Origin of the sequence: Salinarchaeum laminariae (genome assembly GCF_023204835.1) — an archaeon.
Classification (GTDB): Archaea; Halobacteriota; Halobacteria; order Halobacteriales; family Salinarchaeaceae; genus Salinarchaeum; species Salinarchaeum laminariae.
This window is the reverse complement of record NZ_CP096270.1, coordinates 693,876-711,353: the sequence shown is the minus strand read 5'-3', so window position 1 is coordinate 711,353 and position 17,478 is coordinate 693,876. Positions and strand designations below refer to the sequence as shown.

Annotated in this window: 13 protein-coding genes; 6 read left to right on the top strand and 7 right to left on the bottom strand. The window is 64.6% G+C overall.

Annotation, left to right across the window (positions count from 1 at the left end; genetic code table 11):
- Positions 1-261: 261 nt before the first annotated feature.
- Both leuS and MXF70_RS03370 read right to left on the bottom strand, forming a co-directional pair.
- On the bottom strand, positions 262-3,036 hold the full coding sequence (gene leuS / locus MXF70_RS03375) for a leucine--tRNA ligase (protein WP_248517430.1): 2,775 nt from the start codon (positions 3,034-3,036) through the stop codon (positions 262-264).
- A 632-nt stretch (positions 3,037-3,668) separates the two neighbouring features.
- Complete coding sequence (locus MXF70_RS03370; protein ID WP_248517428.1) at positions 3,669-4,676, bottom strand: ornithine cyclodeaminase family protein; 1,008 nt, start codon at positions 4,674-4,676, stop codon at positions 3,669-3,671.
- Positions 4,677-4,885: 209 nt separating this feature from the next.
- Here MXF70_RS03370 and MXF70_RS03365 point away from each other — a divergent pair, with 209 nt between their 5' ends.
- Positions 4,886-6,541 (top strand): CARDB domain-containing protein, encoded by a 1,656-nt coding sequence (locus tag MXF70_RS03365; RefSeq protein ID WP_248517426.1) that lies wholly within the window; start codon positions 4,886-4,888, stop codon positions 6,539-6,541.
- A 323-nt stretch (positions 6,542-6,864) separates the two neighbouring features.
- A complete protein-coding gene (locus MXF70_RS03360; RefSeq protein ID WP_248517424.1) occupies positions 6,865-7,143 on the top strand; it encodes a DUF8028 family protein in 279 nt (92 codons plus the stop codon).
- 219 nt (positions 7,144-7,362) lie between these two features.
- Here MXF70_RS03360 and MXF70_RS03355 read toward each other — a convergent pair whose 3' ends face one another.
- A complete protein-coding gene (locus MXF70_RS03355; protein ID WP_248517422.1) occupies positions 7,363-8,274 on the bottom strand; it encodes a DMT family transporter in 912 nt (303 codons plus the stop codon).
- A 176-nt stretch (positions 8,275-8,450) separates the two neighbouring features.
- On the opposite strand from MXF70_RS03355, the gene MXF70_RS03350 reads away from it, so the two are divergent.
- On the top strand, positions 8,451-9,077 hold the full coding sequence (locus MXF70_RS03350; protein ID WP_248517420.1) for a ribonuclease H family protein: 627 nt from the start codon (positions 8,451-8,453) through the stop codon (positions 9,075-9,077).
- A gap of 437 nt (positions 9,078-9,514) precedes the next feature.
- Here MXF70_RS03350 and MXF70_RS03345 read toward each other — a convergent pair whose 3' ends face one another.
- Positions 9,515-10,606, bottom strand: a complete 1,092-nt coding sequence (locus MXF70_RS03345) for an aminopeptidase (protein WP_248517418.1) — start codon at positions 10,604-10,606, stop codon at positions 9,515-9,517.
- A 50-nt stretch (positions 10,607-10,656) separates the two neighbouring features.
- Entirely contained in the window at positions 10,657-11,697 is a 1,041-nt protein-coding gene (locus MXF70_RS03340) for a nucleotidyl transferase family protein (protein WP_248517416.1), read from the bottom strand.
- 126 nt (positions 11,698-11,823) lie between these two features.
- Between MXF70_RS03340 and MXF70_RS03335 the strand changes: the two genes are divergently transcribed.
- Positions 11,824-12,861 (top strand): threonine aldolase family protein, encoded by a 1,038-nt coding sequence (locus MXF70_RS03335; protein WP_248517414.1) that lies wholly within the window; start codon positions 11,824-11,826, stop codon positions 12,859-12,861.
- Between the two features lie 84 nt (positions 12,862-12,945).
- Here the strand turns inward: MXF70_RS03335 and MXF70_RS03330 are convergent, their stop codons facing one another.
- Positions 12,946-13,092 carry a DUF7859 family protein gene (locus MXF70_RS03330; protein ID WP_248517412.1) on the bottom strand — a complete coding sequence of 49 codons (147 nt, stop codon included), beginning with the start codon at positions 13,090-13,092 and terminating at the stop codon, positions 12,946-12,948.
- A 116-nt stretch (positions 13,093-13,208) separates the two neighbouring features.
- Between MXF70_RS03330 and MXF70_RS03325 the strand changes: the two genes are divergently transcribed.
- Positions 13,209-14,654: a PKD domain-containing protein gene (locus MXF70_RS03325; RefSeq protein ID WP_248517410.1), complete on the top strand. Its 1,446-nt coding sequence runs from the start codon at positions 13,209-13,211 to the stop codon at positions 14,652-14,654.
- Between the two features lie 532 nt (positions 14,655-15,186).
- On the opposite strand, the gene MXF70_RS03320 is transcribed toward MXF70_RS03325, so the two are convergent.
- Positions 15,187-16,434, bottom strand: a complete 1,248-nt coding sequence (locus tag MXF70_RS03320) for an outer membrane protein assembly factor BamB family protein (protein WP_248517409.1) — start codon at positions 16,432-16,434, stop codon at positions 15,187-15,189.
- Positions 16,435-16,592: 158 nt separating this feature from the next.
- On the opposite strand from MXF70_RS03320, the gene MXF70_RS03315 reads away from it, so the two are divergent.
- On the top strand, positions 16,593-17,378 hold the full coding sequence (locus MXF70_RS03315) for an ArsR/SmtB family transcription factor (protein ID WP_248517407.1): 786 nt from the start codon (positions 16,593-16,595) through the stop codon (positions 17,376-17,378).
- Positions 17,379-17,478 lie beyond the last annotated feature (100 nt).

The window sequence follows — 17,478 nt, the reverse complement described above, 5'->3', positions numbered from 1 at the left end:
CTACTGCGACCGCATCTGCTCTCTGCCGATACTGCACTCCGCTGTCCCGCCGGTGCGGTGACCGGCTGACCCTCTACAACCATCGGTCTATGCTGGACCGCTTCATCGCGCAGTGCCAGCGATGCATTGCAGACCGTGCGGGCAGACTACTGCGGACCGGCTCGCCAATGCAGGAGGAGACGGCGAATAAGTGACCGCAAGTCGGCTACGAGTGTCGGTGCACGTGAGGGCGTCAGCGAGCGCCAGCGCGGCGATCGGACGCTACTCCTCGATGTGGATGGCCGGGCGACCGGGCTCGGAGGCGCTCGCGAGGTCGTCCGCTGCGTCCTCGGCGTGCAGGATCTCGACGTCGGCGCCGAACTCGTCGCGCAGCAGCCAGGCCGCTCTATCGAGGGCGGCCAGCTCCTCGTCGGGTGAGAGGTGCTCGTCGATGGCTTCGACCTCGCCGGCGAGATCCTTCGCGAAGTCCGCGGCCTCGTTGCCTTTCTGGCGCAGTTCCTCGTCGCTCATGACGGCGCCGACGACGTCGCCGTCGGCGTTCGTCGCGATCTCGATCGCGCGGTGTTTCCACGCCGGCGCCACGGCGACCGTAATCGATTGTGGATCCTCGATGTCCGCGACGTCGACGATGTCCCGGACGTCCTCGCGCGTGTTCTCGACGAGGCGCTGGGCGATCTCGTAGTCCGCGGGCGGCTCGGCGGCCGGCCACTCGGCCTCGGCGAGCAGCCCGTCGCGATCGAGCAGCGACCAGATCTCCTCGGCGACGTGCGGTGCGACGGGGCCGAGAATCCGCGCGACGACGTCGATCCCCTGCTCGATGGGCTCGCTGGCCGCGTCGTCGCGGTCGGCGTAGCGGCGGAGCAGGGAGACGAGTTCGCGCGTGGACTGCAGCGCGTGGTTGAATCGGAACGCCTCGTACTCCTCGGTGGCCGTGGCGGCCGTGGCGTCGATCTCTCGCTCGACGTAGTCGGCCACATCTCCGTGATCGTCACCGAACTCGTCCCCATCGGCCACGCGCGTCGCAAGCTCGTAGACGCCCTGAAGGAACTGGTTGGCCGATTCCACGCCCTCGGGGCTCCACGCGAACTCCTTCTCGGGCTGGGCGGCCTCCATGATGAACAGCCGCGCGGTGTCGGCGCCGTACTCGTCGACGATCCGCTGGGGCGAGACGCCGTTGTCGCGGCTCTTGGACATCTTGTTGCCGTCCTCGCCCAGGACCATGCCCTGGTTGGTCAGGTTCCTGAAAGGCTCGCGGACGCCGTCGGACCACGGGCCCGACGAGGTCCCACTCGCGTCGCTCCCCGGACCGCCGTCAAGCAGGTCGACGTCGTCGAGCACCTTCGTGAAGAAGCGCGCGTACAGCAGGTGCATGACGGCGTGCTCGATCCCGCCGACGTACTGGTCGACGGGCATCCAGTCGCTGGCCCGGTCACTGTCGAAGGGCGCGTCGTCGAGGTCCGGCGAGCAGTAGCGCAGGAAGTACCACGAGGAGTCGACGAACGTGTCCATCGTGTCCGTCTCGCGGACGGCGTCGCCGCCACACTCCGGACAGCTCGTCTGCTTCCAGTCCTCGGCGGCGTCCAGCGGGTTGCCGGTCGTGTGGACGAACTCGGGGAGCTCGACCGGCAGGTCGTCATCGGGAACGGGGACGTAGCCACAGTCGGCGCAGTCGATCATCGGGATCGGCGTCCCCCAGTAGCGCTGGCGTGAGATCAGCCAGTCGCGCAGGCGGAACTCGATCCGGTGTTCGCCGTCGAAGACGTCGACGAACTGCTCGCGAGCCTCGGCGCTGCCCAGCCCGTCGTACTCGCCGGAGTTGACGAGCACGCCGTCCTCGGGGTAGGCTGCCTCCTGCACGTCGATCTCGTCGGCGGACGCGTCTGCGTCCTCGGCCGGCTCGACGACCTGCTGAATCGGAATGTCGTGTTCTTCGGCGAAGGCGTGGTCGCGCTCGTCGTGGGCCGGCACGGCGTAGAGCGCGCCCGTCCCGACGTCCTCGAGGACGTAGTCGGCGACGTAGACGGGGATCTCCTCGCCGGTCGCCGGATTGACTGCGTACTCGCCCGTGAACGCGCCGGAGGTCTCGGGCAGGTCCTCGTCGTCGCCCGCGGCCTCGGCGCGCTCGACGTACTCGGCGACTTCGGGGTACTCCTCGGGCGCCTCGGCCATTCGCTGGACGACCTCGTGGCCGGGGCTCATCGCGAAGAAGGTCGCGCCGTGGATGGTGTCCAGTCGGGTCGTGAAGATCTCGACCGCGTCGCCGGTGGAGAGGTCGAACTCGACGGAGTCGCCCTCCTGGCGGCCGATCCAGTTGCGCTGCATCTCGCGGACGTTGGCCGGCCAGCCATCGAGGCCGTCGAGCTCCTCGAGCAGCTCGTCGGCGTAGTCCGTGATCGTGAACACCCACTGGTCCAGTTCGCGCGTCTCGACGACCGAGTCACAGCGCCAGCAAATCCCCTCGCCGGCGACGCCGCCCTCGCCGCTGGAGCCGTCGGGCGTTTCGACCTGCTCGTCGGCGAGGACGGTCTCACAGGAGGGACACCAGTTGATCTCCTCGGCGCGACGATCGACCAGCCCCTCCTCGCGGAACTGCTGGAACAGCCACTGGTTCCACTGGTAGTAGTCGGGATCGCAGGTGGCGATCTCGCGCTCCCAGTCGTAGCCAAAGCCCATCGACCCGAGCTGGTCCTTCATCGAGTCGATACACTGCATCGTCCACTCGCGAGGGTTGGTGTCCCGCTCCTCGGCGGCGTTCTCGGCGGGCAGACCGAAGGAGTCCCAGCCCATCGGGTGAAGGACGCTCTCGCCGCGCAGCCGCTCGAAGCGGGCGTACGCGTCCGTGATCGTGTAGTTCCGCACGTGGCCCATGTGGAGGCTCCCCGAGGTGTAGGGGAACATCGCCAGCACGTACTCGGGGTCGGTCTCCTCGTCGTCGATGCGGAACACGTCTTCGTCGTCCCAGGCCGCTTGCCAGGCAGGTTCGATCTCGGCGTGGTCGAACCGGCGCTCCTGTGGCTCCGGCTCTCCGGTTGTCATGGCCCAGTCTCGGGCTTCGGCGGTGCTATAGCTTTTCATTCTCTGAGACGCCGTGACGGGGCGGCAGTGATTTCAACCGACAGTGACAGCTACCGCGACCGCACACGGAAGCCCCCTCCCGCTCGCGCCACCTCACTCGCTTCGGTCCTCGGCTCGCTTCGCTCGCCTCCGGTCCTTGCGTCGTGAGCTGACGCGACCGGTCGACCCCTTCCGGAGTCCCTCCCATGTGATGTTTCGGCGGTCGCGACACCCCGGTGGACCGCGTCGGCGCGCGCTGCGCTTGGCTGCGAGCCCCGAAGCGGGCGAGCAGCCAGTCGCGCGACACCGTGCGAGGGCCGACCGAGCGAAGCGAGGGAGAAGGCTGGGGAGGAATGAGGCTGTTGTGGGCGGGACTGGAAGGGGCCGTCCGGTCGACGAAGGTCGGCGAAGCAAGAACCGCAGGCGACCTACAGGAGGCGAGGATCGCAGCGAGCCGCCCGAGTCACGCGAGCGAAGCGAGCGTGACGTCGAGAGTCGCAGCCCGCGCAGGAGCGGAGCGACGAGTAGGAACGTCTCTCGGAAGTCGAGCGGGCGGGGGCTTTCCAAGGAGGCTGTAGATCGAACTACTCAGGCGCCGAAAACGATTCGCGAACTCAGTCCAGGCCGAGCAGATCGAACTCGGTCCCTTCACCCTCGTCCCTCGCCCGCTCGTAGACGACGTGCGCGGCGGCGACGTCCTGAATCGCGAGCCCGGTCGAGTCGAACAGCGTGATCCCGTCCTCGGCAGTCCGCCCCTCGACCCGCCCGGTAACGATCGCACCGAGTTCGCCGTAGAGGTCGTCCTCGTCGATCTCTCCGTTCGCCCAGGGGACGTTGATCTCGCCGGAGTGCGTGCACTGCTCGTAGTCGTCGATGACGACCTTCGCGTCGAGCAACGTTGCAGCCTCGTGTTCTTGTTTCCCCTCGGCGTCCGCGCCGATGGCGTTGACGTGGGTGTGCTCGCCGAGCGCCTCGTACGGGACGATCGGGTCGCGCACGGGCGTCACCGTCGAGAGCACGTCACAGCCGGCGGCATCGGCGACCGACCCCTCGCGAACGTCGAACTGGTCGCCGTACGCCTCCAGGAACGCCGCCACGCGGGCGTCGTCCAGATCGGAGACGACGACCGTCTCGATCGGGCGAACTGCCGCGATCGCCTCCAGCTGCGAGTAGGACTGGACGCCAGCGCCGACGATTCCGAGACTCGTTGCACCCTCGATCGCGAGATGGTCCGTCGCGACGGCCGCCGCCGCGCCCGTGCGCTGGAGCGTGAGCTCCGTTCCGTCCATGATCGAGAGCGGAAACGCCGTCTCCGGATCGGAGTAGATCATCGTCCCCATCACGGTGGGGAGATCGTGGTCCTCCGGATTGTCGGGGTGGACGTTGACCCACTTCACCGCCGCCGCGTCCCACTCCTCGTCGGTGGCCGATCCAGCGACGTCGAGGTAGGCCGGCATCGAGCGGAAGTCGCCGTTGTACCGATCCAGCTCGATGTAGGATTTCGCGGGCATCTGTACGTCGCCGCGGTCGTCCGCCGCGAACGCTTCCTCCACCGCGGGGATCACGTCGGTCATCGCCGCGTTCGTCGCTACCGCGTCGCTATCCAGCAAGAGCGTCTGCATACTCCTGGCTCTGGAGGCGAGCAGTATAGTGGTTCGCCTGTCTACCGATCTCGCAAGTGGTGCTTCTGCGACGGCAGTGATCGCCACTGGCTGCAAGTGGGGAGTTTCGTCCCTGCGCGATCACCGTCTCACCGCAGCGGTGAACCGCTTCGCGGCGTCACCGGCTTCGGCCCGCACGGCTTTCCCGCTCGGGCTACTACTCGGCCATCGTGCATCACGGCGAACGGACCGGCGATGGAAACAAACCGCGCCAGCGAGCGCCTCGCCCGGCCTCCAGTGCTGCCGCGACCGCCTCAGCACCGCCCGCGTCCGCATCGGGCGTAGAGCAGGGCGGCCCTCTCCGGTTCGGCCCCGGCTACTCGCCGTGGAAAGATCCGACCGTGCTGGTGTTGCTCGCGATCTCACTCATTGCCGGCCTCATGTTCCTCGGCGGCGCTACGATCGGCCCGGCGCTCGCAGGCAGTGACGACGGCGACGGCGTCTTCCCGGTATTCGATCTCCTCTCCGGCGACGACGGGGACGGCGCCAAGCTCTCCCTCGCCGCAAACCGGACCGAACTCACCGCCGGCGACCCGGTTGCCTTCACCGTCACCGATGCGAACGGCTCTGCGGCCGTCGGCGCCACGGTGACGGTCGGCGGGACTGCTCGCGAGGTCGGCGAGGACGGACGCACGGTCGTCCGGATAGCGACAGCTGGGCCGCTGACGGCGACGGCGACCGCACCCGGCGCGAACGACACCACGCTCGAGAGCAACGGCGTCGACCTCGCTGTCGCCCACCGGACCGTCCAGCTCGGGTTCGAGACCAATCGGTCGGTCGCGACGGCCGGCGAGCCCATCGAACTGACGCTGGTCCGGGAGGAGACCGGCGACCCCGTGGACGGCTCGATCGCCGCAGCGGCGGTGTCCGAGGGGGCGGCGATCCCCTCGCAGTTCGAGCACGTCGCCGGCGCCCGACTGGTCGTCGTCCCCGAGCGCGCAGGAACGCTTTACGCCGACGGGGCCGTGGAGACCGACGCCGACGAAACGTTCGCTACTGCGGAACTGCAAATGGACGTCGAGCGTCGCAAGGTACCGCTGAACCTCTCGATCACGCCCACGACGCTACTCGCAAGAGAGTCGGTCACGGCGACGGTCCGAAACGTCGAGACCGGCGACCGCATTGGGGCGACGCTCGCGGTGGGCGACCGGTCGATCCAGACCGGCCCCGACGGCGAGGTCGAGATCACGCTCGACGCCGCGGGCGACCGGACGATCGAGGCGACGGCAGCCTCGACGCCATCGGTGCGGTTCACGCCGGATTCGAGCCTCGTCACGGTCCAGCGCCGCGAGGTCGAACTCGCCGCGACCGTCGATCGCAGCGCGATCACGACCGGCGGATCGGTCGGCATAACGGTCATCAGAAACGACACCGGAGAGCCCGTCGACGCGACCGTCACGGTCGGGGGTCGAGCGCTCTCTACCGGCGCCGACGGCAGCGTCGAGACGACCGTCGAGGACCCCGGCGAGTACGGGATCACCGTCACCGCAGCGAACACGTCCGCGGCGACGTTCGTCGCCACGGAGCGGACGCTGACGGTTACCAACGCGACCTTCGAACTGGGCGACCTCGACGCGCCAGACCCAGCACAGCCCGGGGAAACGGTGACGGTCTCGACGGCCGTCCACAACCTCGGCCCGGCGGACGGGTCGGACACGCTGGTGCTCACGATCGACGGCAGGCGCGTCGCAAGCGTGGTCTCACTGGCTGCTGAGGAGTCCTCGACCGTGGCTTTCGAGATCGCCGCGCCCGCTGATCCCGGGAGCTACCCGATCAGGATCCGGGGGAGCGACGGGAGCACGAACGGCACGATCGTCGTGGAGTGAGCGGTGGGAGGGGCCGAGACGGCCGTGATTCGAGTCGATCCGCCGGCAGTTCGCTGGGCTTCCCCGTCTCGACTGCGGGGCCACTCTCGATTCGGTTCGTGAGCGTTCCAGAACGCCGGATCCGCGTGGCGATGGCCACTTTCCGCGAATCTGCTCTAACGATCCGAGAGTGCTTGATAAAATGTTAGCACCGATTTGCGCCCGTCGTAAAAGGTCGGTCAGCCCCTTTGTAACGGCGTAAAACGACTCGAAAGCGATCCAAAGCTCGCGCCGTTATATGGGGGTAGGGTGTCTTGACGTAATCAGGCGAGGTGCCCATCACGATGTCCAGTCCCCCTTCCAACCTCGAGCTGCCCTCCGACGGTGCCGACGCATCGTTCGACGAGCGTGCCCGATCGGTCCTCCACACGGCGCGTCGACACGTCTTCACACCCGTGCGTGCTGCGGGTTTCTGGAGCGCGGTCGCGCTGCCGTTCCTCTACGTTCCGCTCGTCGCGACGGGGCTCGAGACTCAGGCCGAACTCTCCGTGTTTCTCGCGCTTCTGGTGGCGAACGTCGTCGCCGTCGCGCTGGGACACTCCCACTCGCCCGGCCGGTCCTGATTCGACCGTCCGCGTGGGCGTTGCATCGCCACACGACTGACTCCGACTTGCACCCACCCAATCCGCGTCGTCGACGCCGGGTGGCCCGCGCCGGACCGAGATCCCTGCCAGGATGACCCCGGTTGGCCACCCATCGCGGTGCACCTCGCCCTCCTTCGTTCCGTCTCACTGCCTCCCTCGGTAGCGTGTGTTTGGGGCAGATCGCCGTTCTTGGAATCCTCAGGACCGCAGCGACGCGTACTCCGAGGCCAGCGCACGGCGTTTGACCAGCGCGAAGCCCGCTACGATCGTACAGAAGCCGACGACTGCGAGCGCGTCGACCGTCTCGCCGAGCAGGAGCCAGCCCACGACGGCGGCAACGATCGGCGAGACGTAGGAGACGAGGTTGACCTCGATCGGCCCGAGTCGGTCGAGTAACGCGAAGAACAGCAGGAAGCCCGCGGCGCTGGCGACGATCGAGAGGTAGCCGATCGCGAGCAGCGCCTCCGCGGTAAGCTGTACGTCGGCGATGGACTCGCCGGGCATCGCGAGGCTGACGCCGTGCATGATCGCCGCGCCGAGCAGCATGGCCCAGGCTTCCATCGTGATCGTGGGAAGCCCGGTCTCCGCACGTTGGGTCAGGACGCTCCCGAGCGCGAATGCGGTCGCCGCCCCAGCGATCAGCGGGACGCCGATCGCGTCGGGGGCGAGGAGAGCGTCGGGTTCGGGCCGTGCGACGAGCGCTACGCCGACGACGCCGAGCCCCAGCCCGATGGTCCCGATCGGTGTGAGTCGCTCGTTGGGGAGCGCGAAGCGGGCGAATCCGGTCGTCAGCACGGGCGCGAGACTGACCACGATTGCCGCCGTCGCGCTCGTGGTGTGTTGCTGGCCCAGGAAGAGGAGGGCGTGGTAGGCGGCGATGAAGAAAACCGCCGCTACCACGACGACGCGTAGCTGGTCTCGCCCCTGGGGGATCGGCTGGTCGGTGGCGACGTAGGCGTACGCGAGCATGAGAATACCTGCGATGTCGTATCTGAGCGCGGCAAACAGTACCGGCGGGAAGTAGTCGAGGCCGGCGCTGATCGCTACGAAGGCCGATCCCCAGACTGTCGCGAGCACGAGAAACAAGACTGCGTTCCGGCGAGCGGGCACGCTCGATGCTCAGCAGGGGACCAGTGCAAACGTTTCGGTTCGAAAGCCGATGTATCGTCGGCGTTGCACGGGTCTCGGCTGGCTCCCCTCGGGCGGTCAGCGACGTCTCGTCCCTCTCGCGTGCCACCAGTTGACACAACCATTGCATTCATGGTCGATCCGACCCAAACCAGCATATGGCCGCTCACGGCCGGCCGGCGTTGCGCGAGTTGTTCGACGACTCACCCACCCCGCACATTGCTCACCCGCCCCGCACACATCATCGGGAGTACTATCTCGCGACAGACGGATCGTACCGCGAGGTAGGCGGTGGGCTGGGCGTCGTGGCCGAAACCCGGACTGGCGATCGGGTGCTCCGCCTCTCACTGTCCGACGCCGCACCCGACAACAACGTCGCCGAGTACCGGGCGCTGCATCTCGGCCTCGACGTGCTCGCCGCCCGGGTTCCACGTGGCTCGAGCGTCGGCGTCCTCATCGACCACGACGACCTCGCCGCGAACGTCAACGCGACCGTGCTGGCCGACCGCTCCCCGACGCGCGACCCATTCCCGGAGGTGACCCTCCCGCCAGCGACCGGCCACCACTGGCGCGGCATTCGCGCCCGCATCGCCGGCTTCGACGGGTTCCGCGCCGCCCGCATCGACAGCGACGTCAATCCCGCACACCCGCTGGCGAACTCGCCCGATCGCTACGCCCACGTCAACGAAGAAAGCGATCGCTGCGTCCGTCCAGGGCCGGATCCGCTGGCCGACGGCGAGCAGATCCCGCCGCCTTCACGTGCGGATCGGCACGCGAGTGACTGAGGCCATAGAGCCGAATTTATCGATGCGTTCTACTAGCTTTCCGTGACAGCGAACCGTTTGGAAGCCCCCTTCCGCTCGACGGTTTACGCTCGCTGCGGTCCTCGGCTCGCTTCGCTCACCTGCGGTCCTTGCGTCACCAAACCCGTCGAGGGTCACCGAGAGACCGGAGGTCTCCCGAGCAGACGGACGTAGTCCGTCAACGGCCCCTTCCAGTGGAATGTCCCCGATCGCGACACCTCGGTGGACCACGCTGGCGCGCGCTGCCCGATGGCTGCGAGGCCCTCGCGGGCGAGCAGCCACTCGTCGACACCGTGCGAGGGCCGAGCAACGGAGCGAGCGGAGCGACGCGAGTAGCGCAGAAGGTTGGGGAGGAGTGAGGCTGTTTGGGTGGGCTTTCGAACGTCCTCGACATCCAAACGAAAATCCAAACCCCAGAATCAGTCTTCGGCTTCGAAGTCGTCCTCGAAGACGAAGGTCCCGTTTCGCTGCACGACGTCTCCGTCGAGTTCGATCCGAGAGTCCTCGCTCATGTCGACGATCATGTCGACGTGGACGGCGGACTGGTTCTGCTCGTTGCCCTCGGCGACGGTATCCTCGTACGCCCGCCCGACGGCCATGTGGACGGTGTCACCCATCTTCTCGTCGAAGAGCATGTTGTAGGTGAACCGGTCGATGTCGCGGTTCATCCCGATACCCAGCTCGCCGAGCCGGCGAGCGCCGGCGTCGGTGTCGAGGACCTCCGTGAGAACCTCCTCATTCTTCCCTGCGGAGTGCTCGACGACCTCGCCGCCCTCGAACGTGAGCCGCGCGTCGGTGACCTCTCGGCCCTGGTGGTAGAGGGGCATGTCGAACAGTACCTCGCCCTCGACGGTGTCGGGAATCGGTGCGGTGAACACCTCGCCGCCGGGGAGGTTGTGCTCGGCGTCGTCGTTGATCGTCGGGTTGTCGCCGAGCTGCATCGTCACGTCCGTCGTCTCGCCGGAGACGATCCGAACCTCCTCGGCGTCGTCCATCAGGTCGACCATCTGCTGCTGGTGGGCGGCCTGGGCCTCCCAGTCCTTGCCGATGGCGTCCCAGACGAAGTTCTCGTAGGCCTCTGTGCTCATCTCCGCAAGCTGGGCGTTCGCGGGCGCCGGATACTGCGTGAGGTTCCACTGCTTGCCGAGGCGCTCCTCTCGAATCGGCATCATCGCCTGCGTGTGTGCGGCGTTCGTCTCGGGATCGACGTCGGCGGTCTCGGTGACGTTCGCGTTCGCGCGGACCGAGATGTGGACGTCGCTCTCCTCGACCATCGCCAGCGTGTGTTCTGGCGTCTCGAACTCCTCGCAGGATGTGAGATACGCCCGGTTCACCCGGTCGCTCCCGAGGAGCGTCAGGGGTTTGCCGCCACGGTCGCCGATCACTTCGACGAGCGCGACGACGAGGTCTTCCGCCACCGGCGGCGCGCTGATGACGACGTTGTCTCCCTCCTCGAGGCCGACCGAGTGATCGATCAGAATCTCCGCGTGCTCGCGAATGCGCGGGTCCATGTACGACCGTGATGATTCGGTACCCAAACCGGTTCCGGTTGCGGAGCGTCTCAGTGGCGGGTGGCCTGCCACCGCTCCGCCAGCCCCGCCACGTACTCCGCGTACTCTCTACGGACGGTGGCCCACTCCTCGCCACCAGCTTCGCACGTTGCCGCCAGCGAGTCGAGACGAGCGGCACCGTATCGCGATGCCAGACACATTGCCTGGAAGACGGTCGACTGCGTCGGATCGCTCGGATCGTCGGCGCTCGCGATCCGCTCGGCGACCGTCGCTGGCTCTCCACGCAGGGAGAGCCCGGCGCCGATCGACTTCGACTGCTTGGGGACGTCACCGAACCCCGGAACCATCCTGGTGTAGAGCCCGCCAATGCGCCCAGAAACACCTGCAGCGTCGCGAAACTGGCGTGTCCACGGCGCCAGCGCGTGCTCGTCGATTCCAAACGCGAGCACCAACCGCTCGTACTCCCCTTCGGCGAGGGGATGAAGAAAGTCGGCACCGTGGAGCACGCCACTGTGGGCGTCAGCGGCTTCGGAGGTCGCCCCCGCCGACTCAGCGTTCGCTGACGCCGCCTGCTCGTAGGCCGCATCGACTGCCCGCTGCCAGTCGGAGGTCGCTCCGGCTTCACCGCTTTTCCACTCCGTTGGCCGGTAGTACCGCGCGAGCCGGTGTCCCGTTCTCATGACGGCGGTCGCCTCGGACTGCGTCCGGAGCGTTCCACGGTCCGGATCAAATCCCAGGTCGAGTGCGAACTCGCGATATCGCGCGGCCAGCCGTCGAATCCCTGCTTCGTCTCCGCCGTCGTGGTACGGCTCGAGGTCCGCGAGTACGAACTGCACGTCGAGGCCGGCGTCCTGCAACTCGATGGCCGTCAGCAACTGGCCGACTGTACCGAGATGTGGCGCCCCGGTCATCCCGACGCCCATCGTTGCGAGCGTCGGTCGATCCAGTGCGGCATCGAGAACCGCCATCCTATCGACCGCAACGAACCGTCGCCGGAGCGGTCGGAGCCACGGCGGCACCGAATCCGCACGAGGGCGCTCGTACCCGTTCTGCTCGCGAACAGTCTCGTAGTGCGTCGCGAGTTGCGACATGGTCGGACCGAGGGGTCGACCAGTAAAATGGTACTCTGTGACTCGCTACCGATCCACTCTCTCGAATCTCGGGCCAGTTCCGGCAAACCGGCCAGCTATTTCAGCGCCGGTGTACAACGCACACCCATGATCGATCTCCGCTCGGACACCGTCACGACGCCGACCGCTGCGATGCGAGAGGCCGCCAGCGACGCTGACGTCGGCGACGACGTCTACGGCGAGGACCCGACAGTCAACGAGCTCGAGGCGGAAGTCGCGGATCGGCTCGGCCACGAGGCAGCCGTCTTCGTTCCCACGGGGACGATGGGGAACCAGATCGCCGTCCGCACGCACACAGACCGGGGCCAGGAGGTCCTCGTCGATCGCGAGGCCCACGTCTACAACTGGGAGGTCGGCGGGCTCGCCCAGCACGGCGGGCTCCAGGTCAGGCCCTACGCGGAGACCGTCACCCGCGACGGCCGCGAGCGCGGCGTCCCTACGCCGGCTGCGATCGAGGAGGGGTACGTAGATGAGTCAGTCCACCGCGCCGGCACCGGGCTCGTCTGCCTCGAGAACACGCACAACGGTCGCGGCGGGCTCGCGATCGCGCCGGAACGCATCGACGCCGCTGCCGAGGCCGCCCACGATCGCGGCGTGCCGGTTCACCTCGACGGCGCAAGGTTGTTCAACGCCGCCGTCGCCCACGACGTCCCGGCCGAACGACTCACGCGGAACGTCGACACCACGATGACCTGCCTCTCGAAGGGACTGGGTGCGCCGGTCGGCTCGATGCTTGCCGGTCCTGAATCGTTCGTCGAACGGGCGCGGCGCAACCGCAAGCTGCTCGGCGGTGGAATGCGCCAGGCCGGCGTTATCGCTGCGCCGGGGCTGCTCGCCCTCGACAGCGTCGACCGGCTCGCGGCGGACCATCGCAACGCCGATCGACTCGCTGTCGGATTGAGCGATCTCCCCGGCCTCGGCGTCGTCGCTCCAGAGACGAACATCGTGCTCGTCGACGTCGCCGACGTGGCGGAGAGTGCGGAGGCCTTCACCGAGCGCTGTGCCGACGCGGGCGTCGCGTGCACGGTCATGGACGAGACGACTGCGCGATTTTGCACCCATCGGGACGTTTCAGAGGGCGACGTCGATCGAGCGCTCTCGCTGGTGGCAGAAGCCCTCGAGTAGCGGGGAACTGCGGTCGCACCGGAGAAACCTATCGACGGCTGCGGAAACGCGGCATTCTATCGGACGCGCCGGACTGGATCGTGCTCAGCGTTTGGTGTCGTCCATCCCTTCCTTGAACCCCATGACGGTCCGGCGGAAGAGCAGGAATCCGAAGAAGATCAGACCGAGCAGGACCGCTGCGAGGATCCAGAAGAGCGGATCCAACCCGAGCAGTGCAGGGACTGATGGCATGAATGAGGCTATCGCGGGCGCCCGCAAAGGCGTTTCGACGGGCAACCCGTCCGCCTGATCGCTCCAGTCTGAACACATTTTTATACCAATACGAACGTTAATTTCGCTATACACGAATGAATCAAACTGCTTCGCGGCTCGGTTCGTGTCTCTTCGTTTTCCTCCTCGTCTGCGCTGTAGCCGCCGCCCCCGCGATCGCTTCGTCCCCCGCTGCAACAGCGGCGACGAGCCAGAGCGCTCCGGAGGGTGCTCCGCAGGCAGAGGCAGGACTGGACCAGACGGTCGAACGTAACGCGTCAGTACTGCTCGACGCGACGCAATCGCACTCACCCGAGGGAGAGATCGTTTCCTACGACTGGACGATTACGTCGCCGTCGGGCGACGCCATCACGCAGACCTGTGATTCGACGGACTGCGGCCTCGCTCACTTTCGCGTCCCCGAACTCGGCGACTACACCGTGAGTGTCACCGTCACCGACGATGACGGCCAGACGGCGACGGACACCCTCTACGTAGCGGTCGTGCCGCGTGGCGATTTCGGCGTGGAGCTACAGGGCTCCCCAGATGCGACCGGTGAGGAGGCTAACCTGACGACCACGATCAGCCCCGGCGCTGCCGTCGTCGAGAACGTGACGTGGTACCGCGGCGATCAGAGGATCGGGAACCAGAGCGTTTCTGAGCTCGGTGGGGTCATCAACCACACGGCCCTGATCGCCCCCGGCGCCACGTACCGTGCAGTGGTCGCCGACCAGTGGAATCAGACCGTGAGCGATACGTGGAGCGCGCCAGGGGGAACGGATAGCTGGACGCCGAATACTCCGGAGTCAGAGGAGTACCCTCGGATCGAGGGACCGGCAGTGATCACGGGTGAGCCGGATGCGATAACAGACGATGGCTGGGAATACGAAGGATTGGACTACGTCGTTCGTACGAGCGAGCACGGAACAGTCACGGATGCCATATGGGGAGTTGGAAATGGGGACGCAGAAAATTATGCTGTGGATGGAACACAGGCCGAGTTCACGTTGCGGCCTGGAGTAAACACGGTTACTGCAAACCTCGATCTCACGGTCGAACGACTCGGAAACTACGCAGGCCACGGCATGGGAAACTCCACAGCGTATAGTCGTATTAATACGACAGTATCGACCGAAGCGGTACTTCATCGGAATGTCATCGTGGATCCAGAGCCCGAAATACAAGGTTTGGAGATAGATCTCTCTGGGAATTCACTGCTGATTAAGTATACTTTGAACGACAAGCATAATCCCGCTGATTCTATGGATGTTGTGATTGGTGATTCATATGTAATTACTGGAGAAACTATGGATCCGAGTGGAATAATATATAAAGAGGTTGAAATACCTGATGGTGAGCATGATGAGACGGAGGTTACAGTCAGGGTTGACGATGGCCGTCAGACCGTTTCTAGGACGCAGACCGTGCTGCTACCGCCAGATCCTGAGGAAGCGCGAAGTCGAGTAACGGATGTAATGGAGCGCTTGCTTAAATTATTTAAGAAAATCAATCCCCGCGAATCTAACCGCTCTCGACGCGATTAATGTCTGCCAATTTTTAATTTATGTTCATATGGTCTTCCATATGTATATATTTGGGTTCCAACAACTATCCACTTCATCTAGTCTTGGAAGCAATTATGGCATAAAGTGGTCATAATGGCGGAATGGGTTCTTGTGAAATTGTTTAAATGTGCTGGGGCTTGGTCGGAGATGAAATTATAGATATCATTCCTCATATGGTATTACGGACGGATAAATGTTCGAAAGTCTTTGCGCTCCCCACGCACGCTCAGTAGGATATTCATTCGATGCTACCCTCGGATTTGCCTGGTTGAGTCCTCTTAAGATGATCTCTACCCTTCAACCCGACAATGTGTGTGTGTGTACTCTGTGAACTTTGGTAGGGTACTTCCTGATAAATCGAAAGAACGAATCTGGTTTGCAGGCCATTTCAATCCTTCTCCCAACGAAACACACGTATGTCTGCCAACGGCCGTGAGTGGGTAAGAACTATTGGCTGCTTAATGTCGTATTCTTTAGATGAATCGAAATCTGATCTAAACATTGTCGCATGTTATTTCTCTCCTATTGAAAAGACGCTACCTTTGTCTGATAAAAAGAAAATTTCTCCGTTGGATACCGAAGGATCAAGAAATGTGTCAAAATCTTCGTCAATTTCCCATTCAAGGTCGAACTCATCTACTGAGTATGCAGCGATTCTCTTTTCTCCACCTTCTCCAAATACAATTAAATCCCCGAAAACCACCGGTGCGGGTGGGGTAAACATATTAATTCCCCTTGTCCAATGGAGATCACCGCTTTCTCTATCGAGTGCATGAATCTTTGGCTCAGTGATGTGCTCCTCCACGCCGAACACTCTATTGTGGGTTATGACTGGGACAGATTTGACTTTATTTCCGGTCGAATACTCCCACATCTTATTCCCATCCAAATCGAAGGCGAATACGCCGTCACCGCCAGTGTAGATCCCGCTCTCGTGAACCGATATAGCCCAGCCGAAGTACTCATTTTCGGTGACTGCACTGCGTATATAGCCAGATTCGAGATCTATCTTGACAATCTGTCCGAACTCTGCATCTACAGGCGGACTCTGCCGAATGTATGCATCGCCGTCGAGCACCGCTGGAGCCCCGACGAAGCCAGTTCTGTCTACGGTTGGCTCCTTCGTCCATTGCTCCTGGCTGTTTCCGGCCTTGACGCAGTGAATAATGTCGCTTTCATCAGCAAAGATCACGAGTTCCTCCGTAACAGTCAGTTCCGTTGGGACCTCTGGCGTCGAGTACGACCATTCCTCCGATCCATCGGCCCGATTCAGTGCGAACAGTCCCTCAGAGTGCGGAACGATTAGGAGGTCCTCGACAATGGCAGGTGACACCTTCACCTGTTCACCGCCGAGTGCCTCCGACCAGAGAACTTCTCCCTCCTCGATGGCGTAGGCGGTCCCCTCGGCGTCCCGGAGGTAGACGGTCTTGCCGTCGACGACGGGATTCGAATTGATCGACGTCCCGATATCTAGATTCCACAGCTTCCCGACGTTCTCCCGGGGAGGCTCTACGTCGACAAAGCCGGTATTTTGTGCGTCGTACCTGTACATCGGCCAGCGGTCGATCATGGTTTGCTCCGGTTCGTCGGTCCCGTCGGGATCGGAGCTATTCGGCGACGTGGTGTTGTCAGACCTGCCGTTCGTCGTGTTCGAGCTCTCATCGGTGTCGCCGGAGCCGTCGAGGCAGCCGGCCACGGTGAGTGACCCGAGTGCGACTCCGGAGCGGAGGACCTGTCGGCGACTGCGGAAATCGGTCATGGCGATGTCATCGTCGGATGGTGGTATATAAATTCCGCTCCATCTATGGGGATATAATCGGCTCGTGGGAATCGTCTGCTTGCTACTTTGACGTATGATCCAGATTCGGAACCGTCTGTCAGAAAGCCCATATACGATCGCGTCCATTCGCCGTACGAATGGCCGACCTGCTACCGTCGATTCCGGACGCGTCGGCTCGGGAAGACGCCGAGCCGCGGGTGGTCGGCCTCGATGATGAAGACGCGGAAGCGGTGCTCGGCGCGCTCTCCTCGACCACTGCGCGGGAACTGCTCGCTGCCCTGAACGATGATCCCGGTCATCCCTCGGCGCTCGCGGACCGCGTCGACACTTCGCTGCAAAACGTCCAGTACCATCTCGGAAAGCTCGAGGACGCGGGCGTGGTCGAGGTCGTCGACACCGCCTACTCCGAGAAAGGTCGCGAGATGGACGTCTACGCACCGGCGGATCGGCCGCTGGTGTTGTTCGCCGGCAGGGAGGAAGACGAGACACTGCTCCAGCGGGCGCTCGGCAGGTTGCTCGGTGGAGTTGGCGCACTGGCCGGTCTGAGTCTCGCAGTCCGCGGCCTCGTCGACGCAAACGAGACGTCGGCTGCTACCGGAGCGGCTGCGGTCGACACGACGTCCGGGAGTACGTCGTCGGAGGGTAGCGGAGCCGAGGTGACGACGTCGACGGACGACTCGGCGGCCGATTACAGCCTGGACGGGCAGGCAACCGGTACCGACCAGCAGACCGACGCGGCTACTGACCTTCAACAGGGCGGCGACCAGGCAGTCGAGCCACTGGCCCAGGAGTTCGGCTGGATCGCGGAACCGCTGGACGTCTCCGGAATCCCACCGGAGCTCGTCGTCTTCCTCGCTGGAAGCTGCCTCCTCGCAATCGGCGTCGGCACCTGGTACTGGCGGAAGCGTCAAACGCGCGTTTGAGTCTCCAGCAGGGCCTTTTGAACGGCCCCCGGAGTCACATACGGGTGCCGTTCTGGCGCCCGCTGACTCCGGCCCTCCCCGTTTCCACGTTTTTGCCACC

What these genes read in the sequence shown, in the direction of transcription:
- leuS (WP_248517430.1), bottom strand. Translation starts at nt 3,036, where the DNA reads ATGACAACCGGAGAGCCGGAGCCACAGGAGCGCCGGTTCGACCACGCC.
- MXF70_RS03370 (WP_248517428.1), bottom strand. Translation starts at nt 4,676, where the DNA reads ATGCAGACGCTCTTGCTGGATAGCGACGCGGTAGCGACGAACGCGGCG.
- MXF70_RS03360 (WP_248517424.1), top strand. Translation starts at nt 6,865, where the DNA reads ATGTCCAGTCCCCCTTCCAACCTCGAGCTGCCCTCCGACGGTGCCGAC.
- MXF70_RS03350 (WP_248517420.1), top strand. Translation starts at nt 8,451, where the DNA reads ATGGCCGCTCACGGCCGGCCGGCGTTGCGCGAGTTGTTCGACGACTCA.
- MXF70_RS03345 (WP_248517418.1), bottom strand. Translation starts at nt 10,606, where the DNA reads ATGGACCCGCGCATTCGCGAGCACGCGGAGATTCTGATCGATCACTCG.
- MXF70_RS03340 (WP_248517416.1), bottom strand. Translation starts at nt 11,697, where the DNA reads ATGTCGCAACTCGCGACGCACTACGAGACTGTTCGCGAGCAGAACGGG.
- MXF70_RS03335 (WP_248517414.1), top strand. Translation starts at nt 11,824, where the DNA reads ATGATCGATCTCCGCTCGGACACCGTCACGACGCCGACCGCTGCGATG.
- MXF70_RS03330 (WP_248517412.1), bottom strand. Translation starts at nt 13,092, where the DNA reads ATGCCATCAGTCCCTGCACTGCTCGGGTTGGATCCGCTCTTCTGGATC.
- MXF70_RS03325 (WP_248517410.1), top strand. Translation starts at nt 13,209, where the DNA reads ATGAATCAAACTGCTTCGCGGCTCGGTTCGTGTCTCTTCGTTTTCCTC.
- MXF70_RS03320 (WP_248517409.1), bottom strand. Translation starts at nt 16,434, where the DNA reads ATGACCGATTTCCGCAGTCGCCGACAGGTCCTCCGCTCCGGAGTCGCA.
- MXF70_RS03315 (WP_248517407.1), top strand. Translation starts at nt 16,593, where the DNA reads ATGGCCGACCTGCTACCGTCGATTCCGGACGCGTCGGCTCGGGAAGAC.